Raw genomic sequence first — 25,450 nt, forward strand, 5'->3', positions numbered from 1 at the left:
ACCCGGCCCTGAAATCGGTCTTCAGGGCCTGACAAAAAAGCGGGCGCCCGGTCGGAGGAGGAGGAGGTTGACCGGGCGCCGCGCAGGGTGGGTTATCCTCAGAGGTGCGCGGTCAGCGAGAAGCCGATCGTGCGTCCGAGAATGTCATAAGTGTCGGGGAAGGTGTTGAAGACACCGCCCGTCGACACATAGGGGGGATTCTTGTCGAAGAGGTTGTAGATGCCGGCGCTGAAGGTGATCGCGTCGGTGAACTCGTAGGAGGCCGATAGGTCGAAGGTGTTCTGGGCCGAGATCGTCTCGGTCGAACCGACCGTGCTCGACTTCACCTTGCCGATGCGCTGCCAGTCGAACTGGATCACGCCCTTGTCGAACAGCCACGAGAGGCCGACCGTGTGGCGATAGTCAGGCTGTACCAGGGTGGTGCCGTCGCTGGAGCAGGTGGCGCCGAAAGTGCCCTTGCACTGCACGGCCGAAACCGTGGAGTTCGCCTGGATCAGGTAGGACGTGACGATATTGCCCTGGTAGCTCAGGCGCACGCCCGTGCCCGGCACGAAGTCCGGATGCAGCGTGTAGCTGGCCGAGATGTCGAAACCGCGCTGGAGCAGTCGGCCCAGGTTCTGGTTGTTGACGAAGGCATCTTTGAACGTGCCGTCGGCATTGCGGGTCACCAGCGAGCACAGCGGATTGGTGGCGGTGGGGTTGGTGACATAGCAGCTGGTGATCGCCGCGATCGGCTGGATCACGCCTACGGCGCCGCGCAGGTCAAGCTCGTACCAGTCGACGGTCAGGTTCAAGCCGGGCAGGAACGTCGGCGTGAACACGGCGCCGAGCGTCGTGGTATAGCCGGTCTCCGGCTTGATGTCCGGGTTACCGCCGTAATAGTAATTGCCGGTGAGGTAGCTGGCCGCGTTCGAGTTCGCCGAACCCACTGCAGGCGCGCCGAAGCGGGCGCACTGGGCGGCATCGCCGGTGCCGAGCACGCACGGATCGCCGCCGTAGCGCGGCTTCAGACGATCGACCGTGACGAGGTTGCTGAACGGCAGCGAGGACATGCCGGCCGCGAACTCGCCGAAGTTCGGGGTACGCAGGACGCGCTGGTAAGTGCCGCGCAGACGCAGGTTGCGATCGACTTCCCAGTTGCCCTCCACCTTCCAGGTGCCGTGCGTGCCGAACATGTTGTAGTCGGACAGGCGGTAGGCACCGCCCACGTCGAACTTGCGGATCAGGGGCAGGTCGCGCAGGACCGGCACCAGGATTTCGCCATAGAGTTCCTTGACGTCGAACGAACCGCTGTAGGCAGCCTGCACGCCCTGGCGATAGGTATTGCCCGTAAGGAGCGCGGTGTCCTGATCGATGCTGGCGGTTTCGCGGCGATACTCGGCGCCGATGGCGAAACCGATCGGGCCGGCGGGCAGCGAGAACAGCTCTTCCAGCGTGCCGCTCAGGGTCGCCGCGGTCACGAACTGGTCGCGCTTGCGGTTGAAGCCGTTGATCGTGCTGCCCAGCGCATCGGCCAGTTCGGTCTGGTTCGGACCGAAGATGTTCACGCTGTTGACGATGGAATCGAAGTTGTTCGCGCCGGTCGGGCTGGTGACCAGGCCATCGCCGGTGATGAGCGTGTTCTCGGTCGAACGGCCGTACTGGGCATAGACGTTCCACTTGACCGCATTGGTCAGCGGGCCGCGCAGGCCGGTCTGGAACTGCAGCGTGTTGCGCTCGGTCTCGTAATTGATGAGGCCGAGTTCGGCCAGCGAGCGCGAGACGTTCACACGCGCGGTGCCGTTCACGAACGTCAGCTGGTTGCGGATGTCGTCCGTGAGGTAGGGATTGCTCTCGCTGATCGAGACGGTGCGGTTGACCGAGGCCGGCGTCGCGCCGGGGGTGCCGGTCTCCTGCGTGCGCGAATTGGTATACATCGCACGGCCGTAGATCTCGACCTGCGGCGTGATCTCGTACTTGAACAGCGCCGCGACATTGATGCGCTTCAGCGGCGAGACCAGCGGATAAGTATCCGAGATGTTCGAGGTGGCCGAAGGGTTCGTGGTGAAGTCACCGCTGTCGGTGAAGCCGAACTTGCGGCCGCTTGCCACGTCGGTGAAGACGCCGCCGATGCTCGGAATCGTCTGGTTCGGCGTTTCCGCCCAGTCGCGCTGGCCCGCGCGAATGCGGTCGCGCTGGGTGTAGTCGGCCGCGATGACGATGTGGCCGCGGTCGCCCAGACCGGTACCGACCATCAGCGAGCCGCCGTATTGCGCGCCGCCATGCTCGGACAGACGGCTGGTGGCAGTGCCGCGAATACCTTCGAACTCATCGTTGAGGATGAAGTTGACCACGCCGGCCACGGCGTCCGCGCCGTAGACCGCGGCGGCGCCGCCGGTCAGCACGTCGACGCGCTTGATCAGCGAGGCGGGAATGGCGTTGACGTCGGCCGAGTTGCGGAAGCTGAACGGCGTCGCGCGGGTACCGTCGATCAGGACCAGCGAGCGGCTCTGGCCGAAGTTGCGCAGTTCCAGAACCTGGGCGCCGAAAGCGTCGCTGCCCTGCGAGCCCTGACGAACGCCGCCCGAAAGCTGCGGGATCTTGGTGGAGAAGTCCTCGACCGTCAGCGCCGACTGGAGCTTGATCTGCTCCTCGCCGGTGGAGGCGACCGGGCTGCTGGACGTCAGTCCCGGAACCGCGATGCGGGTGCCGGTGACGACGATGTCGGCGCCGGTTGCGGCTTCGCCCGCATCGGCGCTGCCTGCCGACTGCGCGAAGGCAGCAACCGGCACTTGCGAAAGGGCGATGGCAAGCGCCGCCACGGCCACGGTATGTCGTTGTGACTTAACCATTAGACTTCCTCACTACTTCCCTGAACCCTGTTCCGTCGTGTGTTGGTGCGACCCGAAGACTCGACGGCATGCCCTTTCCGGACTCATTCACCATGCATACCTGTCATGGATATGTAAAGGTGTGGTATCTAAGTGGTGATGTAATAATTCGCCGCGATCAGACCACTTCGGCCAACGTGCTTTCCGGCCGCCAGATCGTTCCCCCCGTCAGCGGCTGCGACACCCCGGTAGTGCCGGGGAACGTCAGCGGCATGCCGCGCAGGCTGCGCGCGGCGAGGAAGGCCATGGCTTCCGCCTCCACGAAGTCGCTCCGCAGGCCGACTTCGTCCGCGGTCCGGCAGTCGCCCAGCCTTGCGCGGAGAGCCGCCATCAGCGTGGGATTGTGGCTACCACCCCCGCAGACCACCCAGATTTCCGGCACTTGCGGCAGGATGCGGGCCGTCACGGCGACGGCCTCGGCCGTGAAGGCGGTCAGCGTTGCCGCCGCATCCTCCAGCGAACAGGCGTCGGCCCATTCGAGCGGGAAGTCGTAACGGTCAAGCGACTTCGGACCCTCGCCGTGGAAATGCGGGTGAGACAGCAGCGCCGCCAGGGCCGCTTCATCCACCGTGCCTGCCGCCGCGATGCGTCCGCCATCGTCGTAACGGCCCGCGCCATGCGCCTGGACGACCTGATCGATAAGACCATTTCCTGGCCCCGTATCGCAGGCGAGCAGAGAACCGTCCGCGCCGATCCATGTCAGGTTCGCAACGCCGCCGATATTGAGGAAGGCCAGCGGGCGGGGCAGCCCGATTTTCTTCGCCAGAGCAAGGTGATAGGCCGGGACCAGGGGAGCGCCCTGCCCGCCGGCCAGGAGATCGTCCTGGCGCATCTGCGCCACCACCGAAACACCCAGCCCGTCGGCGATCACTTGCGGATCGCCGATCTGCACGGAGAGTTTCCTTTCCGGGCGGTGCAGCAAGGTCTGGCCGTGGAAGCCGACGAGATCAGGAAGCCGTCCCAGCCTCTCGATCACATGATGCCCCGCGCGCAGATGCGCCGCTTCGATCACTTCACCCGCCAGCCCGAACGACAGCGGTTGTTCGCCGAAACCGTCCCAGAGCAGCGCATCGCGCGTCGCCTTTTCCAACGCCGCGCGCTCGGCGGCCGAAAACGCGATCATGGCCGAAGGCCCGAAACCCTCGATCCGCTCGCCATCGGTCTCCACGACCGCCACGTCGACGCCGTCGAGCGACGTCCCGCTCATGAACCCCATGACCAGCATCAGCGCGCACTCCCCCAACTACAGACAATCAGACTGGCATCGTCATGCGGTTTCACCCGGGGATGACGGTGCAGAGAACCCAGCGCTTTTTCGAGGTCGCGCAGGCGGCCGAGCCAGCGCGACCAGTCTTCCTGATCCGAAATGGACAGGAGATCGGCAGGCGTGGCGACCGCGAAAAGCTCGTTCAGTCGCAGGAAACCGTCACTGGCGATCGCAAAGCGCTGCCCCGGCCGAACCGGCATGCGGCATTGCCAAAGGTGGTCGGCCGCCGCCGGCTCGGTGCCGAGCACCCAGTAGCCGCCTTCCCGGTTCATCAGCTTACGGTTCGCCCGGAGACCCGGCAGCAACCGGGCCTTGAATGCGTCGAACCCGATGTCGCCCTCCACCGCCAGGACCGCCTTCATGGCCTCGACCGTACGGCCCTCGAGCGCGTCGAGCGCATAGCTGCCGAACAGCCGCGCCTCGCCCTCACTCTCGCCCGTGCCATCGACCGTCACGATTCGGCAGTCCGCCAGCGCCGTGAATTCCGCCACGCCGTCGATGACACGCACCATCGCGAAGGCGGCCGAGGGATGTTCATGCGGCCCTTCCGCTTCGCGCACGTGCTCGCGCGCCAAGGCGTCACGGCAGCGCCCCATCACCTCCCGCAGGAGCGCCACGGTGGGAATTTCCGAATTGTCGGCAAGCACTTGCCTCAGGGCGGCGTTGGCGGTCCGGGCCAGCCAGGAGGCATCGCTAGGTGCGTCAAGCAGCGCCGGACCGATCCCGGTCGCGCCATCGATAACCCACGCCGCATCACCGTGATGACCGACGCAGTCCTCATTGACTTCACTCTGCCCATCGGAAGCGGCAATCTCGATCCTGAGCATCGTCTTCTCCCACATCCGGCCCTCGCCGAACGGAACCGGTATCATGAACGCGGCGATTTATAAAACCACTTTAATGCCACTTGTACCAAAAAGCTAAACTGGTATCTGTCAGATCATGACCCAAGCGACACCGAACGCGCCGGCAGCGGCGCCCGCCAGCACCACGCAGATGTCCCGCGAAGCGCGCGAGGCGCCCGCGCGCTGCGTCGAGCAGCTTCGCCGCAATGCAGACATCGTGCGCGAGGCCGGCCGCCAGCTCCGCGAGCTTGCCCCGCCCTTCGCCGCGACTCTGGCGCGCGGCAGTTCGGACCAGGCCGCCGCGTTCGCGAAGTTCCTGCTGGAAACCCACGCCCGCATCCCGACGTTGAGCCACGCCCCTTCGGTGGGTTCGCTCTATCACGCCACGTCTGCCCAGTTCCTGGACGTGCCGATGATCGCGATCTCGCAGTCCGGTCGCAGCCCAGACCTGCTGGCTGCGGCGCAGGACGCCCGCAACAAGGGCGCGGTCGTCATCGCCGTGGTCAACGATGCCGAATCGCCGCTGGCCGAGCTTGCGCAGATCGTGATCCCCGTCCACGCCGGCCCGGAAACGAGTGTCGCGGCGACCAAGAGCTTCGTCTGCACCCTTGTCGCGCTTACCCATCTCGTCGCCGAGTGGAGCCAGGACGAAGCGCTGCTCACCGCTCTCGAAACCACGGGCGAGGTTCTGGAAACGGCCGCCAATGCCGACTGGACGACGGCGGTGGACCTGCTCAAGGATGCCAGCGAAATGCTGGTGCTGGGGCGCGGCCCGACGCTGCCGATCGCGGGTGAAGCCGCGCTCAAGCTCAAGGAAACCTCCAGCCTCCATGCCGAGGCCTTCAGCAGCGCCGAAGTCGCCCATGGCCCGATGACGCTGGTGGGGGACGGGGATCCGGTGCTGGTGCTTGCCCCGCTCGACGTGGCGCGCACCGGCCTTCGCGAGCGCCTGGACGACTTTGCGGCGCGCGGCGCCCGGGTCATCGCCGCCGGCCTGCCCGAGGATGTCGCTCCCGCCGCGCTGGTACTGCCGCTGGCCACGGAAGTGCATCCGGTCCTTGGAGCCATTGCCGAGATCCAGAGTTTCTACGGCCTCGCCAACGAACTCTCGCTGGCGCGCGGACGGAACCCGGATAATCCTCCGCACCTCAACAAGGTGACGCGCACGCTATGACCCGGATCGCCCTTATCGGTGCGCGTATCGTCCTTGCCGACCGCGTGGTGGAAGACCAGGCACTGGTCCTCGACGGCGGGCGCATCGTCGACCTTGCGGCGCCCGACGCCCTGCCCGGCGACTGGGTGGTGGAGCGGCTCGACGGCGGCTACCTGCTGCCCGGCTTCATCGACACGCAAGTGAACGGCGGCGGTGACGTGCTGTTCAACGACATGCCCTGCATCGAAGGCATTCGCGCCATCGCCCAGGCGCATCGCCGCTACGGCACGACCGGCATCCTGCCCACGCTCATCAGCGACTTCCCGCAAGTGGTGGAAGCTGCCATCGCCGCCGGCGAAGCTGCGATGGCGCAGGGCGTTCCGGGCGTGCTGGGCGTGCATATCGAAGGCCCCCACCTCAACGTCGCCAAGAAGGGCATCCACGACCAGACCCGCTTTGCGCCGGTGGACACCGAAGTCATCGCCCGGCTTTCGGCACCCACGACGGGCCGCCGCGTGGTGACGCTGGCGCCGGAACTGGCGCCCGCAGGCACCGTGCGCGCCCTGACCGAAGCGGGCGTGCTCGTCTGCGCCGGCCATAGCCTCGCGAACTACGACCAGACCCGCGCCGCGCTTGCCGAGGGGCTGGTCGGCTTCACCCACCTGTTCAATGCGATGACGCAGTTCCTCAGCCGCGACCCCGGCATGGTCGGCGCGGCGCTGGAAGACCGCGCCAGCCACTTCGGCCTCATCGCCGATGGCTTCCACGTCCATCCCGCCTCGATGCGCGTGGCCCTTGCCGCCAGGGGTGAGGAAGGCATCATGCTGGTGACGGACGCCATGCCGCCGGTGGGCGGGACGCTAGGCCGCTTCACGCTCATGGACCAGGACATCAAGGTGGAGAACGGCACCTGCACCGGGCCTGACGGCACCCTGGCCGGCTCCGCGCTGACCATGGCGCAGGCCCTGCGCAACGCGATGGACATGATCGGCTGCGACATCGTCGCCGCCTCGCGCATGGCCAGCGGCAACCCCGCCCGCTTCCTGCGCCTCGACCATGAGACCGGCGCCATCGCGCCGGGGCTGCGGGCGGACCTCGTCCATCTGGGCAACGATCGCCTGGTCCGCGCGACCTGGATCGGCGGCGCACGCGAGGACCACCGCGAATGACGACGCAAGGAAGCCAGCCGGAACTGGGCCTGATCGAGGGCCGTTTCGGTCGCATCTGGGACGAGGCCGAGCGCAGCCATGTGGTGAAGACGCTCGCCGAGGCCGGCTACGGCTTCTACCACTATGGCCCCAAGGCCGATCGTGCGCTGCGCCGCGAATGGCGGGTGTCGCATGACATGGCCCGGACCGAAGCGCTGGCCCGCCTTTCCGCCGAGTGCCGCGCCGCGGGTATGCGCTTCGGCATGGCGATCACCCCGGTCGGCTCCACGCATCCCTTCGACGACGAGGCCCGCGCGGACCTCACGCGGCGGGTGGCCGAACTCGACGCCATCGGCATCGACGACCTCGCCGTGCTGTTCGACGATCTTCGCGGCGACATGCCCGAACTCGCAGAACGCCAGGCGGATGTCGTCAACTTCTGCGCCGGGCTCACCGGTGCCGCGCGTGTCTACACCTGCCCCACCTATTATTCCGACGATCCCGTGCTCGACCTCGTCTTCGCGGATCGCCCGGCGGACTATCTCGGCAAGCTCGGGCGGCTGCTCGATCCCGCCGTGCAGGTCTATTGGACCGGCGAGGAAGTCTGCTCGAAGGAAATCGGCCCGGCCCATCTGGAACGCGTCGCGGGCGAACTGGGCCGCAAGGTCTGCCTCTGGGACAACTGGCCCGTGAATGACGGCGCCCGCATGTCGCGCTTTCTCCATCTGCGGGCATTCACCGGCCGTCCGGCAGCGATCGCCGGACACATCTCAGGCCATGCCATCAACCCGGCGATCCAGGCGCACCTCGGCTGCATTCCCGCCATCACCTTGCCGATGGTCTACCGGCAGGGAGAGACGTACGCCTACGGCGAAGCCTTCGGCGCAGCGGCGCGGCGCCTGCTCGGCGATGATTTCGCGCAGATGCTGCAGCAGGATATCCCGGCCCTGCAGGACGTGGGCCACGAGCGCCTCGGCGCGCGCGCAGATCGCCTGCGGGCCCGCTACGAAGGGATCGATCATCCCGCCTCGCGCGAAATCCTGAACTGGCTGGACGGCAAGGACCTGATGACCGACGACGAGGTCCAGACCCAGTAAGCGGGGATACAACCATGGCAGCAAGCACCAAGACCCGGGATATCGCGCTACTGACCGCCCTGCGCGCCGCAGTGGGCAAGCGTCATGTGCTGACTTCCGCGCGCGAGACGGCCCGCTTCCGCAAGGGCTACCGCACCGGCGAAGGCCCGGCCATCGCGGTGTTGCGCCCCGGCAGCCTGGTGGAAATGTGGCGCGCGGTGCAGGCCTGCGTGGCGGCAGACGTCTCGATCATCATGCAGGCTTCGAACACCGGGCTGACGGGCGGCTCCACCCCCGATGGCGAAGACTATCCCGGCGGCCTGGTGATCGTCAGCACCACCCGGCTTTCCGCACTCAAGGTGATCCGCCGCGGAGAACAAGTGCTGTGCCTGCCGGGGACCACGCTCTACAAGCTGGAGCAGGCGCTGCGGCCGTTCGGGCGCGAACCCCATTCGGTGATCGGTTCTTCCTGCCTTGGCGCCTCGGTGGTCGGCGGGGTCTGCAACAATTCGGGCGGCTCGCTGATCCGGCGCGGTCCGGCCTATACCCAGCTCGCGCTTTATGCCCAGGTCCAGGGCGACGGCTCGCTGCGCCTCTTCAACCATCTCGGCATGGACCTTGGCGACGACCCGGAGACCATGCTGTCCCGGCTGGACCTCGAACAGTTCATCGAAGCCGACATCGATCCCGCCAGCGACAAGTGGGCGCACGACCACAGCTATGCCGACCATGTCCGCGACATCGACAGCGAAGTGCCGGCCCGCTTCAATGCCGACCCCCGGTGCCTGTTCGAGGCGGCGGGAAGCGCGGGCAAGCTGATCGTCTTCGCCGTGCGCCTCGATACGTTCGCGCGCGAAGACGACACCACCACGTTCTACATCGGCACTAACGAGGCCGACCGCCTGACCGCGCTGCGCCGCACGATGCTGCGCGATTTCGACACGCTGCCGATCGCCGGCGAATATATGCACGCCGAAGCCTTCGACGTGGCCGATCGCTACGGCAAGGACATGTTCTTCGCCATTGAGCGCCTCGGCACCGACCGGCTCCCGGCGCTCTTCGCGGCCAAGTCCCGCTTCGACGGCGTGATGGGCAGCGGGCTCAGCGACCGCCTGATGCAGTGGTCCAGCCGGTTCATCCCCGACCATCTCCCGGCTCGCATGCGCGACTATCGCGCGCGCTTCGAGCATCACCTGATCCTCAAGGTGCCGCGGGACCAGGTGGAAGCCGCGCGCACGCTGCTGCACGATCTCTTCCCCGGCGACGCGGAGGATACAGGCACTGACGGCGGGCACTTCGAATGCACGGCGCAGGAAAGCGCCAAGGCCTTCCTCCACCGCTTCGTGGCGGCGGGCGCTGCCGTGCGATACCGCGCCGTCCACCCGGACACGGTCGAGGACATCGTCGCGCTCGACGTCGCCCTGCCCCGCAACACCCGCGAATGGGTGGAACGCCTGCCGGCCGAACTTGCGGCGCGCACGGTCCACACGCTCTACTACGGGCACTTCTTCTGCCAGGTATTCCACCAGGACTACATCGTGAAGAAGGGCACCGATCCGCTTGCCTTCGAGCATGCGCTCTGGGCCCTGCTCGACGCGCGCGGCGCGCAGTATCCGGCCGAGCACAATGTCGGCCACCTTTATGTCGCCCGGCCCGAACTCGCGCAGTTCTACCGCGAGATCGACCCGCGCAACCAGCTCAACCCCGGAATCGGCCATACCCCCCGTGGCCGCGACTGGGGAGATCACCCAGGCATCGGGGCTACCGGAGAACATCCATGACCTATTTCCTCGGCATCGACGCAGGCGGCAGCAATTGCCGCGCCCGGCTTGTCGACGCGCAGGGCCAGGAGATCGGCCACGGCAAGTCCGGCACCGCCAATGCGCGCATCGGGATGGAGGCACTCTACGAAACGCTGAAGGACACGGTCGACCAGGCCGTGGCCGAAGCGGGCCTTACCACGGCCGAGCGCGCCACCATCCAGGCCGGCATGGGCATTGCCGGGATCACCCGCCCCGGCGTGCGTGAAGCGCTGGCGGAACTCGACTTCGGCTTCGCCGCGGTGCGCTATGCCACCGATGCCCAGATCGCCAACCTCGGCGCCCATGCCGGGCAGGACGGCGCGATCCTCATCATCGGCACCGGCAGCGCCGCGCAAGTGCGATTGGACGGCCGGGACTTCACCATCGGCGGTTACGGTTTCCCGATCTCCGACGAAGGCAGCGGTGCCGCGCTCGGCCTCAGCGCCATGCGCCACGCCTTGCGCGCGCTCGACGGGCGCACCCGCAAGACCCCGCTGAGCGCGGCCGTGACCGAGCGTTTCGAACACGACACGGCGCAGGCCATCGCCTGGATGGACCACGCCACCCCGCGCGACTACGGCACTTTCGCGCCGCTGGTCATGGACTATGCCGAAGCGGACGACGCCATCGCCCGCTCCATCGTCGAACATGCCGCGGGCCATATCGAGCGTTTCATCGAGACGATCTTCGAGCGCGGCGCCACCCGCTGCACGCTCGTCGGCGGCCTGGCCCCGCGCATGCAGCCCTGGCTGCGTTCGCGCACGGTCGAGCGCCTGAGCCCGGCCCTCGGCGATTCCCTTGACGGCGCGCTGCGTCTGGCGGGCTTCCAACCCGCCTGACGCCTGCCGTCCCTGCCGGGCATCTTTGCCGCTGCCGGCATCGGCCGAACAGCGCAAAAATCCCGGCCCTCCCGCGCCGAAAGCCGCCCGCATCGTTCTATAATAGGTCAGGAAAAACGATTTCATTCGGCCGGACAAGATCCGCCGGGCAGGAGTTGAACTTGACAGTCAAGACCGTCGAGGAACGTCTGGAGTTCCTCGAATTCGATGCCGCGCAGCGCCGTATTCTCGCCGCTGCGCAACCATTTCTCCGCACCTGCATCCAGCCAGCGCTCGATCACTTCTACCGGCGGGTCCGCGCGACCCCCGAGATGGCGCGCATGTTCCGCAGCGATGCGCACATCAACGCCGCCAAAGGCGCGCAAGTCGGCCACTGGCTGGGCATCGCCACTGGCCGGTTCGACGCCGAATACTACGCCGCCGTCAGCCGGATCGGCAAAGTCCACGCCAAGATCGGCCTCGAACCGCGCTGGTACATCGGCGGCYATGCGCTGATCCTGGAAGAGATCATGGCCGCCGTCGAACGCAGCGCCAGCCCCTGGCGGCTGTTCACGCGCCGCGTCAGCCCGGGCAAGCTCAACCGCGCGCTGATGAAAGCGGCCATGCTCGACATGGACTTGTCGATCTCGATCTATTTCGAGGAAGCCGAAGCGGAGCGCAACCAGGCCATCGCCGCCCTCGATCGCGCCATGTCGCGGCTGGCGGGCGGCGATCTTCTCCACGACATCGACGACCTGCCCGCCGGGTTCCTCTCGCTGAAGACCTCCTACAACCGCAGCCTCGCCAACTTGCGCGAGACGATCGGATCGGTGGTGACGGCCTCCCATGCGATCTACGGCGAATCCGGCGCCATCGCGCGGGCCTCCGAAGATCTTGCGCAGCGCACGGAAATCAGCGCCGCGAACCTGGAGGAAACGGCCGCGACGCTGCTGCGCGTCGAGGAACGCGTGAAGGCCACGGCATCGGGCGCGCAGGAAACCCTGGGCATTGCCGGGGAAGCGCTCGATTCCGTCGAGCAGGGACGCGAAGTGGCCGGCGACGCGGTGCAGGCGATGCACGTCGTGCACGAAAGCGCGCGCGGCATCGATGCCGTGATCGAGGGGGTCGACAAGATCGCCTTCCAGACGCGCGTCTTGGCCATGAACGCGGCCGTGGAGGCCGGTCGGGCCGGAAGCGCCGGGCGCGGCTTCGCGGTCGTTGCCGATCTCGTGAGCTCCCTGGCCATGCGCGCCGAGGAAGAAGCCCGCAAGGCGCGCGACGGCCTGTCCGCCACCCGTTCCGAGATCGACCAGGCGGTCGCCACCGTCTCGCGCGTCGATCGGTCGCTGGAGACCATCGCGGGTGAGGTCGGCCGGGTCCACGCCCTTGTCGAGACGATGGCGCGGGACAACGATGCCCAGGCCACGGCCATTTCGGAAGTCAGTTCCACGGTCGGCATGATGGACCGCACGACGCAGCAGAACGCGGCCATGGTCGAACAGACCTCCGCCGCCGCCCGCACCCTGATCTCGGACGCGACGACGCTTGCCAACCAGGCCGGGCGATTTCAGATCGGCGAGGAGCCACCCGTCAGGACCTGCGCGGCCTGATCGCCCGCGCCTGATCTTCGCGCGCCGCCCTGCCGCGAGGGGGCGGCGCGTGCTCGCCGGGCGTTGACCGCGCCAGAGCGATACTTGGCCGCGCGCTGCATTCCGGCCGCGCGGTACTGGCGGGAAGTGCGCTAGCCCATGGCCAAACACGAATCGCGGGAGACACCTTCGCCATGAAGATCGACAACACGCTGGCCGCCGTCGTCACGGGCGGTGCATCGGGCCTTGGCCGCGCCAGCGCGAAGGCGCTGGCCGATGCAGGCGTGAAAGTCGCCATCTTCGACATCAGCGAGGAGGCAGGCGAAGCTTTCGCGGCCGAGATCGGCGGCGTGTTCTGCAAGGTCAACATTCTCGACGAGGAGAGCGTGGAGGCAGGCTTCGCCCGCGCCCGCGCCGCCCATGGCCAGGAACGCGTCGTCGTCCACTGCGCCGTGGTGGCCGGCGGCGGCAAGACCGTCTCGTTCGACAAGACCACGGGCGGCTTCAAGCGCATGGCCACCGAACAGATCGCCAAGACGGCCGAGGGCGTGTTCACCGCGTCCTATCGCGTGGCCGCGATCGCCGCGCTGGGCATGGCGACAGCCGAGCCGCTCAATGCCGACGGCGAACGCGGCTGCATCGTCTTCACTTCCTCTGCCGCTTCGCAGGACGGGCAGATCGGCCAAGTCGCTTATGGCGGCGGCAAGGGCGCGGTCAATGCCATGGTGCTGCCGATGGCGCGCGACCTGATGGACCTCGGCATTCGCGTCAACGCCATCCTGCCCGGCACATTCGCCACCCCGCCGATGCTGCGCGTCAAGGAGATGAACGAGGCGGTCTATGAAGGCCTTGGGCGGGCCGTCCCCTTCCCCAAGCGCCTGGGCAATCCCGACGAGTTCGCCAGCTTCGTGCTCGAACTGGTGCGCAACACGTACTTCAACGGCCAGTGCATCCGCCTCGACGGCGGCATCCGCATGCCTCCGAAGTGAGGTAGCCGCAGAACTCGGACGCAAGCCGGTGCGGCATGCCGCGCGCCCGCAAGAACGGGCGCGCGGACACGGATTCCCTCCGCACGACGGCCCCGTGACCGCCGCTCTGCACGCTCGCTTTTCTTGCCCCTCCTCCCGATACCCGCCTTGACAGCCGCGCATGCGCAGGCCCAATCGACAATCGATGCGACGTCCCGCCGTTAACGCCCTGAAAGCCCTGGTCATCCGCCAGCGGCAGCGCATGCGCGAGAGCGAGCTGGCGTTCATCGTGCTGGCCGTCATGGCAGGAATAGCCGCCGGATGGCTCACCAACCTCCAGGGCTTTCTTGCCCACACGCTGCAACAGCTGTTCTACGCGATCGACGGCAACCGGCTGAGCGCACTGGGTGAAATCCGCCATCCCTGGCGGTTGCTCGCCCTGCCCTTCGGCGGCCTGGTCCTGATCGGCATCGCCTATCTGCTTCGCAGACGCCGGCGCGCACCGATCGACGTCGTCGAAGCCAACGCGCTGCACAGCGGGCGGATTCCCTTCATCGACAATCTCATCATCTCCGCCCAGACCATCATTTCCAACGGCGCGGGAGCCTCGGTGGGGCTGGAGGCGGCTTATGCCCAGATGGGCGGCGGCGTCGCCTCGGTGCTGGGCCAATGGTTCAAGCTGCGCCGCGCCGACATGCGCACGCTGGTCGGCGCCGGAGCCGGGGCCGCGGTTGGCGCCGCTTTCGGCGCGCCCCTGGCCGGTGCCTTCTACGCCTTCGAGATCGTGATCGGCGCCTATACGCCCTCCGCCATCGCCCCGGTCATCGCCGCCGCCCTCGGCGCGGCGTTCATCACCCGCGAACTCGGCGTCGAACCGTACCTGATCGCCGCGTCCAGCGCGCGCGACCTCACCACGGGCGACTATTTCATCTACGCCGTGCTCGGCCTGGTCTGTGCCCTCGTGGGCATACTCATCATGCGGCTGGTGACCTTCACCGAATTGCATGTCCAGCGCCTGACCCGCTTCGCGCGCTGGAAGCCGCTGGTGGGCGGGCTGCTGCTGATGCCGCTGGCCTGGGTCTCCCCGCAGTCGCTTTCAGCGGGCCACGGCGCGATGCACCTCAACCTCGCCATGCAGCCGGCGATCCATTTCCTGCTCATGGTGCTGGCGCTCAAGATCGCCGCTTCGGTCATCTCGCTGAGCTTCGGCTTTCGCGGCGGGCTGTTCTTCGCCTCGCTCTTCCTGGGGTCGCTGGTCGGCCTGATCTTCGCCGCAGCCGTGCAATTGCTGCCTTTGGGCATCGAACTCGATCCCACCCAATCCGCCCTCGTCGGCATGAGCGCGCTGGCGGTCTCCATCGTCGGCGGCCCGATGACGCTGGCCATGCTCATGCTGGAGACGACTCACGACTTCGCGCTGATGGGCGTGGTGCTGACCGCCTCGCTCGTCTCCAGCGCCTTCACCCGCGAAATGTTCGGTTATTCGTTCTCGACCTGGCGCCTGCACATCCGCGGCTCGATCATCCGCTCCCCGCGGGACATCGGCTGGATGCTCAGCCTTACGGCCGGACGCATCATGCGCAAGGACTGGATCTCGGCACCGGCCACGCTGTCCGTGGCCGACTTCCGCGCGCGCGTTCCGCTGGGCTCGGCAAGCAAGGCGATCCTGCTGGACGAGGACGAGCATTACGCCGGCATCGTCGCCACGTCCTCTGCCTATAATCCCGAACTGCCGCAGGACAGCGCGATCGGCTCCCTCGCCTCGCTGAAGGGCACCACCCTTTCCCCGACCACGGACATCCGCGCGATGATAAAGGCTTTCGACGTAGCCGTGGCCGACGAACTGGCGGTGGTGGACGGCGTCGGCCGGGTGGTCGGCGTCGTCACCGAGCGCCATGCACGCCGGCGCTATTTCGAGGAAATCGAAGCCTCGCAGCGCGAACTCTTCGGGGAAAGCTGACCGCGTGACCTCGTCCCGGATCGGGTCCGGAACGAGGCCGTTTGCTCAGTCACCGGCAACCGGAAGCCACACGGCGCTCGCCGCATCGCCGCCGTACGTCACGGTTTCCGTCGCCTTCACATAGTCGCTGGGCTTGGCTTCCATGATCGAGGATACCCAGGACTGCGGGTTGCGGTCGTAAAGCGGGAACAGGCTGGACTGCACCTGCACCATGATCTTGTGTCCCGGCAGGAACACATGATCGACATTGGGCAGCGACCACTGGAACGTGTAGCCCTTGCCCGGCTCAAGGGGTTGCGGCTTGTCGAAACCGTGGACGTAGCGGCCCCGGAAGATCTCGATGCCGATGCCGAGCTGATAGCCGGCCAGGGCGGGATTGGCTGAGTTCTCCTGCGGATAGACGTCGATCAGCTTGACCACGTAATCGCTGTCCTGCCCGCTGGTGGCAGCATGAAGCTCGACCTTGGGTGCGCCCTTGATATGGAGGGGCTTGTCCAGCACGCCGGTGCTGTAGCTCAGCACATCGGTGCGGCCGTCGACGAAACGCTGGTCGTGGACGAGCCAGGTCTTCCACTCCTCGCCCTGCATGTGGACGGGGCGCGGCAGCAGCGGCACGGGCTTGGCCGGGTCGGAAACGTAGCTGTCGCTGCCCGCCGCCGGCTTGCTCCACGAAAGGCCGTAGTTCGCCGCGAGGTAGAGCGGCGTGTAGCTGCCTGCGGGCCAGCTTTGCGATACTTCCCAGCGGTTCTCGCCCGTGGCGTAAGTCACGACCGGCGGGGTATCGCACTTCGGGGCATCGGTCTTCAGGTGGCAGTCGAAGAACGGCTTCATGTAGCGCTGGCGGAACTGTGCGCCGGTATCGCCTTCCCACTTGAGCGGGCCCAGTTCGCGCGCCTCGTAATTGACCTGGGAATGGCGCCAGGGGCCGATGGCCAGGCTGACCATGTCGCTGGGCGTGCCGTTGGCCTTGAGCGCCTGATAGACGGCCGGGGCGCCGTAGCTGTCTTCCTGGTCCCATTGACCGACGACCAGCATGGTCGGCACCGTCAGCTTGCGCGCGCCCAGCAGCTTGTCCACGGCCTGACCCTGCCACCAGGCGTCGTAGCTGGGATGCTCCAGCACCTTGCGGACCACAGGAAGGTCCAGCAGGCCGTACGCCTTGGCATAATCCATGGCCGAACCGGCTTCCAGATAGGCCTGATATTCGTCGCCGGTGCCCTTGGGCACCGCGCCCCCGCCCTTCTTGACGGTCTGGCCCAGGTCGTAGTCGAAACCGAACATGCGGAAGGCGCCGTTATGGAACCAGTCGTCGCCCATCCAGCCATCGACCATCGGGCTCTGGGGCACGGCAGCCTTGAGCGCCGGATGGGGATCGATCAGCGCCATCAGGGAGGTGAAGCCGAGGTAGGACGAGCCGGTGATGCCGACTTTCCCGTTGCTCTCCTTCACGTTCTTCACCAGCCAGTCGATCGTATCGTAGGCGTCGGTGGCATGGTCGACCTTGGTCTTGTTGAGCGGCCCGCGCAGCGGCCGGTTCATCACGTAGTCGCCTTCGGAGCCGTCCAGCCCGCGCACGTCCTGGTATACGCGGATATAACCGTCGTTGACGAAGTCCGCGTCCATGATCGGAAGGATTTCCTCGATCTTCTGGCTGCGGTTGCGGCTGGTCATGCCGCCGGCATTGTAGGGCGTGCGGCTGAGCAGGATCGGCCCGTCCTTCGTGCCCTTGCGCATGACGATGACCGTGAACAGCTTCTTGCCGTCGCGCATCGGGATCATCACTTCGCGGCGGATATAATCCGCCTGCGGGCGCACCCAGTCATACGAGCCGACCTGCTCGTTCATCATCGTATCGGTGGGCGGTGCCGCCGAGAGTTGCGAAGCGGCGGCAAGAGCGAACGGCGCAACTGCGAGGCCCGCGGCGATCCGGAAATGTTTTGTCATGGACCCGTTTGGTGGCCCGTGCATTTCGAGCGGTCAAGCGGGTTCTCGACCGATCTCCACCGGATAGAGCATCCCACTTGCGCGGCAGGATTCAGGTGGGACCAAGTCCCCGCGCCACTTGCGAACGCTCTATGTTCATCCGGTCTTCGCGCGCCTGGGCCGCCCACTCACTGCGGGACATGCAGATCCGCTTGATCTTCAGGCGCGACCCGATTTCCTGGAACTTGCGGCATTCGATCGGATCGGCCTGGTCCATCCCCGGCTTCTTCTCCGCCGCCCTTTCGGACGCCGCAGGGCCCTTTGCCAAGGCCGGAGTCCCGATCGCGAAAACCACGACCAGCGCAAGCAACGCGAACTTCTTCATGACGCCCCCTCCCCACCGAAACATCCCGCCAATCCGTTGCCCCGGCATTCCAGACAGGCTGCTCAAGAGGCGTCAGGATGGACGACGCTCGTCCAAGCCTATCGGCTTTTCGTAGAATTCGCATCGATTTTGCGAAGCTGAAGGAAGAGTCCCGCCCCGTTACAATCAATTTTGCACGGCGGCCCGTCGGGGCGCCGGGGATGAGGGCGGTGGACGAAGCCGAAGTCAAGGCATTGGCGCAGACGCTCGAAATGTGGGCGGCGCTGGGCGGTTCCGTGAAGGAATGGTCCACAGCGGAGGCGACCATGCTTCAGGCCGCCGCGGTGATGCGTCGTCAGGCGGCCCAGATCGAAGCGCTGCGCGCGCAAGTGCGGGAAAGCCGATCCGCCGCCTGCCAACCCTGCACCTGAGCTTCGGTCCCCCCGCTCAGGCTTCCCGCAAGCAAACGGGCAGGAAAGCCAAGACTTTCCTGCCCGCGCAATTCTATCGAAAGCAGTGGTTTCAGGCCGCCTGCTTCTGCCGCTCCGTCGCTTCCAGGTTGAGCAGATCGGCGATCTCGAAAGCGAGTTCGATCGACTGCGCACCGTTGAGGCGGGGATCGCAGTGCGTGTGATAGCGGTCCTTCAGCGCCTCGTCAGTGATGGCGATGGCGCCGCCGGTGCATTCGGTCACGTCCTGGCCGGTCATCTCGATATGGATGCCGCCGGCATGCGTACCCTCGGCGCGGTGGACGGCGAAGAAGCCGCGCACTTCGGCCAGGATGCGGTCGAACGGACGGGTCTTGAAGCCGCTTTCGGCCTTGATGACATTGCCGTGCATCGGGTCGCACGACCACACCACCGGATGACCTTCGGCCTTTACCGCGCGCACCAGCTTGGGCAGGCCGGCCTCGACCTTGTCATAGCCGTAGCGGCTGATGAGCGTCATGCGGCCCGGCTCGCGTGCCGGGTTCAGCGTATCGAGCATGCGCAGCAGCGCGTCGGGCTCGAGGCTGGGTCCGCACTTCATGCCGATCGGATTGCCGACGCCGCGCAAGTACTCGACATGGGCAGAGCCTTCGAAGCGCGTGCGGTCTCCGATCCACAGCATGTGGGCCGAACAGTCGTACCAGTCGCCGGTCAGCGAATCGCGGCGGGTCAGCGCCTGCTCATAGGGCAGCAGCAGCGCTTCGTGGCTGGTGTAGAACTCGGTGCCCTGAAGCTGCGGAACCGAAGTCGGGTCCACGCCGCAGGCCGCCATGAAGTCCAGCGCCTCGCCGATGCGGTCGGCCATCTGTTCGAACTTCTGGCCCCAGGGGCTGCGGTTGATGTGCTCCATCGTCCACTGGTGAACCTGGCGCAGGTTCGCATAACCGCCATGCGCGAAAGCGCGCAGCAGGTTCAGCGTGGCCGAGGATTGGCCATAGGCCTTCAGCATCCGCTCCGGATCGTTGCGGCGCGTTTCCGGCTCGAACTCGATGCCGTTGATGATGTCGCCGAAGTAGCTGGGCAGTTCCATGCCGCCGATCGTCTCGGTCTGGGCCGAACGCGGCTTGGCGAACTGGCCCGCCATGCGGCCCAGCTTCACCACCGGCTGCTTGCTGGCGAAAGTCAGCACGACCGCCATCTGCAGCAGCACGCGGAAGGAATCGCGAATATTGTCTGCGCTGAATTCGGCGAAGCTTTCCGCGCAGTCCCCGCCCTGGAGCAGGAAACCACGACCGGCGGCGACTTCGGCGAGATCCGCCTTCAGAGCACGCGCCTCGCCCGCAAAGACCAGCGGCGGAAACTTCGCAAGCGTGGCCTCAACCTCGCCCAGCTTCTCCGCATCGCCGTATACCGGAAGATGGCGGGCTTCCTGAGCCTTCCAGCTTTCCGGGGTCCAATTGCTAGCCACGTTACGTACTCCCGGCGGTTCCTTCGCCCTCTCTCCCCGCGCCGAATGCATGGGGCCAAACCGGCAAGAACCGCAAACAAGGGGCGGGCCATAGCCTCCCCGGGCAATTTTTGCAAAGCCGGTTTAGACGATCAGGGTGATCGATTGCGCCTTCAACGCCCCGGCGCGGCGAAACAAGGTGTCGCGGGCAGGATTGCACGCGTAACTTGCGAACAATCCTGCCCCGCGTTCAACCTGGTCCTACTTTACGGCGACGGCGCCGACCGCCTTGCCTTCCGGCATGACCTCCAGCTGCCACGAATTGTTCTTGCCGAGATAGCGGGCGGCAAGCGCCTGCATCTGCTGCGGCGTCGTGGCGGTATAATCGTAGAGGATCGTGCGAACGGTGCCGATGCGCGAGGGATCGTAAGTCGCACCTTCCAGCTGGCCCATGAAGAACGAGGTGCTGGAGGCGGCGCGCGTCACCTGCTGACGCATCGGTTCGGTCACAAGCGCCAGTTCCTGCGCCGTCGGCGGATTGTTGATGAGATCCTGCGCGATCTCGTCCGCGGTCTGGAAGAACACCTTGGTCGACTTGGGGTCGAGCTGCGCCATGGCGGTGATCGAACCGCCGGCCGCCATGTCCACGGGCCACTGCGAATAGACGTAAGGCGCATAGGCCACGCCCAGCTTCTCACGCACTGCATCGAGCAGGCGGTTGGTGAAGAGCTGCGTCAGGATTTCAAGCTGACGCGATTCGCGGATGCCCATAGATCCGCCGCCGGTCGGCCATGAGATCACCGCCGCCGCCTGGTCGGGATCGCCATGGTGCTGCAGCACGATGGGGGTGTCCGAAGGCTTGGGCACGGTGACGTCCGCCAGGTTCGCGGTGGAAGGCGCCGGCGTGCGCGGCTTGAGCGCGCCGAAGGTCTTCTCCAGCGCGGCGATGGTGGAAGCCTTGTCGAAATCGCCATAGATCTGGACTTCGACCGGGCCGCTGGCCAGCGCCTTGCTCCAGACTTTCTTGAACCCGGCCGCCGTGGTCTTCTCGATCGCTTCGGGCTTCGGCGTTGCAAAGCGCGGATCCTGGCCGCGCTGGTAGAATTCCAGGTCGCGGTTCAGCACGCCCTGCGGCGAGGTGGAGTAAGTGGCATACTGGATCTTCGCCGCGGCCTTGGCGCGGACCAGCGGCTGCGGATCCCAGCGTGGGAGATCGAGCTTGGCCGCGAAGAGGTAGAGCTGGTCCGCCAGGTCCTGCGGGCGCGTTTCCGCCTGAAACTGGAAGCTGGCGTCCTGCACTTCGAAGTCGAAGCCCATCTTGCGCCCGGTCGAAATGCGGTCGAGATCCTCCTGGCCGAGCGTGGCCAGACCCGAGCCGACGAGCGCGAACTCGCCCAGCGCGATATAGGGCGCGTCCTTCGGGTCGATCGAACGCTTGCCGCCGCCGAAGCGCACTTTCACGGTGACGCGGCCGGGCTCTTCCTGAACCGGCCAGAGCAGCGCCTTCACGCCATTGGCAAAAGTCAGCTGCTCGATATCGAGCAGTCCCGTCGAGGTCTGGGCGGTCGCCTTGTGAGGCGCGCCGATGGCGGGCAGCTTCTCGAAGGACACCGGCTTTTCATTGCCGGCGGTGCGGATCGAGGCATCGGGCTTGATGGGTTGGAGCAAGGCGGAGCGGAGGGACTGGTCGGTAGCGCCGCCTTCCTTCTGCGTGGTGAACAGCGCCCGCGTCACCGTTCCGTTGAACAGCTGCTGCGTGTGCTTGAGCACGTCCGCGGGCGTGAACAAGTGCTTCGATTCGCGGAAGATGCGCAGCACGTCGTTCGGCGCGGCCACCGTTTCGCGGATGTCGAGCGCATTGACCATGTCGTCGGCCAGCTTCGAGCCCGGCAGGATGCGCTGCTGCTCGACCGGAACCTGGAATGCGACATCCAGTTCGGCCACTTCGCGGTCGATCTCGGCCTGCGTGGGCGGCTTGGTCGTGGCATCCGCGATCACGGCGCGCACATCGCGCAAGGCCGCCTCCCAGTCATCGCCGAGCGGCGTCACCGAGACGAAAGTGGCGTCGGCCGAGCGCGAGACATCGTCCTGGTTCACCGAAGCCGAGAGGAAGCTGCCACCGGCCCGCGCTTTCGATTCAAGACGGCGGTTGATTACGGCCTGGGCAATGGAATCGACCATAAGCCCTTGGTTATAGACGATATTGTCCGTAACCTGACGCCACGGGCGCAAGATGGCATACATCAGCGAAGGCGGCAGGTCGGGCTCGACCAGCACTTTCGTCTCGCCGACGGGATTGCTGCGATCGGCATCCTTGGGCGCGACCGGATCGCCGAAGCTGGGCGCCTGGCTCAGCTTGCCATTGGCCTTCCAGTCCGCGAACCACTTCTTCACGTAGCTTTCCAGCGTGGCCGGATCGGCATCGCCCGCGACGATCACCGCCACGTTGTCAGGGCGATACCAGCGCGAATAAAATGCGCGCACCGAGGTAGGCGTTGCCGAAGTCAGCGATTCCACCGTGCCGATCGGTTCGCGCACGGAGAGCGGCTGCCCGGCATAGAGCGTCTTCTGCATGGCATCCTGCACGCGCTTCGCGGCGCCGCCCCGCTCGCGCATTTCGGCCAGCACGATGGGCAGGTCGGACTTGAGGTTGGAGGCCGACAGCGTCGGCGCCGTCACCATGCCGCTCATCAGCTTGAACGTCTCGTCCAGCGAAGTGGGCGTCGCGTTAGGCAGGTCGAGCTTGAACACGGTCTGCGTGGTCGAGGTCACGGCATTGGTATCGCTGCCGAAGGTCGCGCCCAGGCGCTGGAAGGCGGCAATGGCCGTGCCTTCCGGAATGTACTTGGACTGGCGGAACAGCATGTGCTCCAGCAAGTGCGCATAGCCGCGCTCCGAATCGGTTTCGTAGAGCGAACCGGCATCGACACGGATGCGGATCGAAACCTGCCCCGGCGGCACGCCGTTGCGGCGCACGGCATACTTGAGACCGTTCGGCAGCTCACCGAAATGCCATTCGGGATCACGCGGAATGTCGCTGCCGCGATAGAGCCACGGATTGCTGTCTCCGGGCAGCGTGTCCGCCGCCGGAGCCGGGGCGTTCGGCACTTGCGCCAGAACGGACTGAACCGGGAGGGGAGCCAGCAGGAGCAGGCAAGCGAGCGAGCGGGCGGCGCGCGAAGATTTCGTCATCGGGAGGGGTATAGGTTCCGGTTCGATTAAGGGCCAGTGAATAGCGCCAGTGATTAGGAAGCGCCGGTCGTCAGGGGATTCCAGCGTGTGAAGTCGCGGCTTAGAAAGAGGCAAATCGCAGCCTTGTTCCCGCGCCGCGCAAAGTCAATTGCGGCTTGTGGACTTGACCCTATCCGCGCAGCACCTAAATCGCGTGGATCATGTATATCGAAACCGAAGCCACGCCCAATCCCGCCACGCTCAAGTTCCTGCCCGGACGGCAGGTCATGGCGTCCGGCACCCGCGAATTCACTTCGCCCGAAGACGCGGAAGTCTCGCCGCTGGCGCAGGCGCTGTTCGACCTGGGCGACGTAACCGGCGTGTTCTTCGGCCAGGGCTTCGTTTCGGTGACCGCCGCGCCCGGCGCGGAGTGGTCCGACCTCAAGCCGCAGGTCGTCTCCATCCTGCTCGACCATTTCGTATCGGAAGCCCCGCTGTTTTCCGGCGGCGATGCCAGCGGCTTCTCGGTCCCGGCCGAAGAGGACGCCGACTATGGTGACGATCCGGCCGATGCCGACATCGTCGAGCAGATCAAGGATCTGATCGAAACCCGCGTCCGCCCCGCCGTGGCCAACGACGGCGGCGACATCGTCTATCGCGGCTACCGCGACGGCGTGGTCTACCTCGCCATGCAGGGCGCCTGCTCGGGCTGCCCCTCCTCCAGTGCGACGCTCAAGCACGGCATCGAAAGCCTGCTGAAGCATTACGTCCCCGAAGTCACCGAAGTCCGCGCCGCCTGATCCCGGGAACGACTGACCAGACATGACGGAAGCGACAGATGCGCCTTTCGGCGGCCTGACACTGGTGATCGATAGCGCGACCGAGGCCTGCTCGGTCGCGCTTTTCGATGGCGACAGGCTGGTGGCGGGCGAGTTTCGCATGCTGGGCCGCGGCCACGCCGAAGCCCTCGTACCGATGATCGCCGCCCTTCCCGATCGTGGCCGCGCGCCGCGCATCGTGGCGGCACTCGGCCCCGGCAGCTTCACCGGCGTGCGCGTGGGCCTGGCTGCGGCGCGCGCACTCGCCCTGGCCTGGGGCTCCGAGATAGCCGGCTATTCGACGCTGGCCATGGTTGCCGCGATCGCGCGCGACCAGGCGGGCAACGTCCCCGTGGGCGTGGCCATGACCGGCGGGCACGGAGAATGGTTCATCGAAGGCTTCGCGGGAGACGGCAACGTGGCCCGTCCGCTCGTGTCGCTCCGGCCCGAAGCTGCCGCAGCAAGCGCAATCGAAACCGTGATCGCCGGCACCCAGGCCGAAGCCCTCGTCACGGCGCGCGGAAGCGGCACGGCCCTGCCGGTCTGGCCCGATGCGCGCGCGTTCCCGCTGCTGCCGGCCACGGCGCTGACATCCGACACCCGCCCTCTGTACGGCCGCGCACCCGATGCGCGCCTGCCGGGCGGCCTTCCCGCTCCCGGAAACTGAGGCGCCGATGATCGACGATCTCGACAGGATCATGGCCGTCATGGCGCAGGCTTTCGAACCCGCCTGGGGTGAAGCCTGGAACCGGCGCCAGGTCGAAGATGCGCTGGCCTTCGGGAATTGCCACTATTTCCTCATTTCCGCACAAGGAACGCCTGTCGCGGAAGACGAAGCGGCGGCGGGTTTTTCGCTTTCCCGTACCGGCTACGAGGAAGAGGAACTTCTGCTTCTGGCCGTGAACCCCGAATATCGGCGCCTAGGACTTGGACGCTCCATATTGGACTCGCTTCGACTTGCCGCAGCGGCAAGAGGGGCTAAACGACTTTTACTTGAAATGAGAAAAGGAAACCCTGCGGAACTGCTCTATTCCGCTTTCGGTTTCTATCAGATCGGCGAACGCAGGGAGTACTACCGTACACCTGGTGGTGACAGAATCGACGCACTAACCTTTGCTTGCGACATTGGTTGCCCGCCTTCTGAATAAAGATGTCGATACCTAATGTTACAACTGTCACAATTAGGGACGACTTCTAATAGACCTTGAATTCCTGAACAAAATGGTTCAGAAGACAAGTGCAGGCCTTAAATGGCCGCCGATTCCAAAATGGTCGCAAAAAAGAGGTCGTAAAATAATGGAAACCATCCAGGCTGATGCCAACGAGACGTTGATCACGCTCACGTCGGACATCGTAGCTGCTCATGTCAGCAACAACAGTGTCGGCGTAGAGGATCTCCCCGCCCTCATCACCAATGTCTACGGCGCCCTCGCTGGACTTGGCGGTGCCCCCGTGGTCGAAGAAGAAAAGCCTGAACCCGCCGTTTCGGTGCGCGCTTCGGTCAAGCCCGACTACATCGTCTGCCTGGAAGACGGCAAGAAGCTCAAGATGCTGAAGCGTCACCTCATGACGCACTACAACATGACCCCGGAAGAGTATCGCGCGCGCTGGAACCTTCCCGCCGACTATCCGATGGTCGCCCCCAACTATGCCGAGAAGCGCCGCGAACTGGCGAAGAAGATCGGCCTGGGTCGCAAGCCCAACGCGCGTCGCGGCCGCAAGCCAAAGACCGTCGCCGCCTGATCGGCTGCGAACAGAACCGTCACGAGCTTCGTCGATTTTCGTAATCGACGTTCTCCGGTT

20 protein-coding genes are annotated in these 25,450 nt (G+C 66.1%); 13 read left to right on the plus strand and 7 right to left on the minus strand.

The genetic code is table 11. The annotated features are described in order from the left end of the window. Positions 1 to 98 precede the first annotated feature (98 nt). The 3 genes from AB4Z00_RS08950 to AB4Z00_RS08960 all read right to left on the minus strand — a co-directional run bounded on the left by AB4Z00_RS08950 (position 99) and on the right by AB4Z00_RS08960 (position 4,964). A complete protein-coding gene (locus AB4Z00_RS08950) occupies positions 99 to 2,831 on the minus strand; it encodes a TonB-dependent receptor domain-containing protein (RefSeq protein ID WP_132262322.1) in 2,733 nt (910 codons plus the stop codon). Positions 2,832 to 2,988: 157 nt separating this feature from the next. Next, positions 2,989 to 4,095: an anhydro-N-acetylmuramic acid kinase gene (locus tag AB4Z00_RS08955; protein WP_442045665.1), complete on the minus strand. Its 1,107-nt coding sequence runs from the start codon at positions 4,093 to 4,095 to the stop codon at positions 2,989 to 2,991. Continuing rightward, positions 4,095 to 4,964, minus strand: coding sequence for a protein phosphatase 2C domain-containing protein (locus AB4Z00_RS08960; protein ID WP_442045666.1), 870 nt, complete (start codon positions 4,962 to 4,964; stop codon positions 4,095 to 4,097). The genes AB4Z00_RS08955 and AB4Z00_RS08960 overlap by 1 nt, the downstream gene beginning before the upstream one ends. Before the next feature lie 115 nt (positions 4,965 to 5,079). Between AB4Z00_RS08960 and AB4Z00_RS08965 the strand changes: the two genes are divergently transcribed. From AB4Z00_RS08965 to AB4Z00_RS09000, 8 genes are all read left to right on the plus strand, one after another. Further along, positions 5,080 to 6,156 carry an SIS domain-containing protein gene (locus tag AB4Z00_RS08965; protein ID WP_442045667.1) on the plus strand — a complete coding sequence of 359 codons (1,077 nt, stop codon included), beginning with the start codon at positions 5,080 to 5,082 and terminating at the stop codon, positions 6,154 to 6,156. Then, positions 6,153 to 7,304, plus strand: a complete 1,152-nt coding sequence (gene nagA / locus AB4Z00_RS08970; RefSeq protein ID WP_442045668.1) for an N-acetylglucosamine-6-phosphate deacetylase — start codon at positions 6,153 to 6,155, stop codon at positions 7,302 to 7,304. The genes AB4Z00_RS08965 and nagA overlap by 4 nt, the downstream gene beginning before the upstream one ends. Beyond that, the gene (locus AB4Z00_RS08975) at positions 7,301 to 8,380 is read left to right on the plus strand and encodes a beta-N-acetylglucosaminidase domain-containing protein (protein ID WP_442045669.1); all 1,080 of its coding nucleotides are present in this window, start codon (positions 7,301 to 7,303) and stop codon (positions 8,378 to 8,380) included. Before nagA ends, AB4Z00_RS08975 begins: the two co-directional genes overlap by 4 nt. A gap of 14 nt (positions 8,381 to 8,394) precedes the next feature. Then, positions 8,395 to 10,140, plus strand: a complete 1,746-nt coding sequence (gene dld, locus AB4Z00_RS08980; RefSeq protein WP_442045670.1) for a D-lactate dehydrogenase — start codon at positions 8,395 to 8,397, stop codon at positions 10,138 to 10,140. Further along, positions 10,137 to 11,000 carry a BadF/BadG/BcrA/BcrD ATPase family protein gene (locus AB4Z00_RS08985; RefSeq protein ID WP_134092738.1) on the plus strand — a complete coding sequence of 288 codons (864 nt, stop codon included), beginning with the start codon at positions 10,137 to 10,139 and terminating at the stop codon, positions 10,998 to 11,000. Before dld ends, AB4Z00_RS08985 begins: the two co-directional genes overlap by 4 nt. A 161-nt stretch (positions 11,001 to 11,161) precedes the next feature. Continuing rightward, complete coding sequence (locus AB4Z00_RS08990) at positions 11,162 to 12,589, plus strand: protoglobin domain-containing protein (protein ID WP_442045671.1); 1,428 nt, start codon at positions 11,162 to 11,164, stop codon at positions 12,587 to 12,589. Positions 12,590 to 12,762: 173 nt separating this feature from the next. Continuing rightward, entirely contained in the window at positions 12,763 to 13,557 is a 795-nt protein-coding gene (locus AB4Z00_RS08995) for an SDR family oxidoreductase (protein ID WP_442045672.1), read from the plus strand. 184 nt (positions 13,558 to 13,741) lie between these two features. Continuing rightward, the gene (locus tag AB4Z00_RS09000) at positions 13,742 to 15,496 is read left to right on the plus strand and encodes a chloride channel protein (RefSeq protein ID WP_132262303.1); all 1,755 of its coding nucleotides are present in this window, start codon (positions 13,742 to 13,744) and stop codon (positions 15,494 to 15,496) included. 45 nt (positions 15,497 to 15,541) lie between these two features. Here AB4Z00_RS09000 and AB4Z00_RS09005 read toward each other — a convergent pair whose 3' ends face one another. Together AB4Z00_RS09005 and AB4Z00_RS09010 are read right to left on the minus strand one after the other, a co-directional pair. After that, positions 15,542 to 17,440, minus strand: a complete 1,899-nt coding sequence (locus tag AB4Z00_RS09005) for a CocE/NonD family hydrolase (RefSeq protein ID WP_442045673.1) — start codon at positions 17,438 to 17,440, stop codon at positions 15,542 to 15,544. Between the two features lie 91 nt (positions 17,441 to 17,531). Next, a complete protein-coding gene (locus AB4Z00_RS09010) occupies positions 17,532 to 17,804 on the minus strand; it encodes a hypothetical protein (protein WP_442045674.1) in 273 nt (90 codons plus the stop codon). Between the two features lie 77 nt (positions 17,805 to 17,881). Between AB4Z00_RS09010 and AB4Z00_RS09015 the strand changes: the two genes are divergently transcribed. Then, positions 17,882 to 18,214: a hypothetical protein gene (locus AB4Z00_RS09015; RefSeq protein WP_442045675.1), complete on the plus strand. Its 333-nt coding sequence runs from the start codon at positions 17,882 to 17,884 to the stop codon at positions 18,212 to 18,214. A gap of 91 nt (positions 18,215 to 18,305) precedes the next feature. On the opposite strand, the gene AB4Z00_RS09020 is transcribed toward AB4Z00_RS09015, so the two are convergent. Next, a complete protein-coding gene (locus AB4Z00_RS09020; protein ID WP_132262297.1) occupies positions 18,306 to 19,679 on the minus strand; it encodes a class II 3-deoxy-7-phosphoheptulonate synthase in 1,374 nt (457 codons plus the stop codon). 240 nt (positions 19,680 to 19,919) lie between these two features. Beyond that, a complete protein-coding gene (locus tag AB4Z00_RS09025; protein ID WP_132262295.1) occupies positions 19,920 to 22,850 on the minus strand; it encodes a M16 family metallopeptidase in 2,931 nt (976 codons plus the stop codon). 200 nt (positions 22,851 to 23,050) lie between these two features. On the opposite strand from AB4Z00_RS09025, the gene AB4Z00_RS09030 reads away from it, so the two are divergent. From AB4Z00_RS09030 to AB4Z00_RS09045, 4 genes are all read left to right on the plus strand, one after another. Then, the gene (locus AB4Z00_RS09030) at positions 23,051 to 23,629 is read left to right on the plus strand and encodes a NifU family protein (protein ID WP_132262293.1); all 579 of its coding nucleotides are present in this window, start codon (positions 23,051 to 23,053) and stop codon (positions 23,627 to 23,629) included. A gap of 22 nt (positions 23,630 to 23,651) precedes the next feature. Further along, on the plus strand, positions 23,652 to 24,314 hold the full coding sequence (gene tsaB / locus AB4Z00_RS09035) for a tRNA (adenosine(37)-N6)-threonylcarbamoyltransferase complex dimerization subunit type 1 TsaB (RefSeq protein ID WP_134092733.1): 663 nt from the start codon (positions 23,652 to 23,654) through the stop codon (positions 24,312 to 24,314). A 7-nt stretch (positions 24,315 to 24,321) separates the two neighbouring features. Next, positions 24,322 to 24,795, plus strand: a complete 474-nt coding sequence (locus AB4Z00_RS09040) for a GNAT family N-acetyltransferase (RefSeq protein ID WP_132262290.1) — start codon at positions 24,322 to 24,324, stop codon at positions 24,793 to 24,795. 148 nt (positions 24,796 to 24,943) lie between these two features. Then, positions 24,944 to 25,390, plus strand: a complete 447-nt coding sequence (locus AB4Z00_RS09045; RefSeq protein WP_132262288.1) for a MucR family transcriptional regulator — start codon at positions 24,944 to 24,946, stop codon at positions 25,388 to 25,390. The last annotated feature ends 60 nt before the right edge of the window (positions 25,391 to 25,450 follow it).

It is taken from the genome of Novosphingobium sp. YAF33 (genome assembly GCF_052113265.1).
In the GTDB taxonomy this organism is placed as follows: Bacteria; Pseudomonadota; Alphaproteobacteria; order Sphingomonadales; family Sphingomonadaceae; genus Novosphingobium.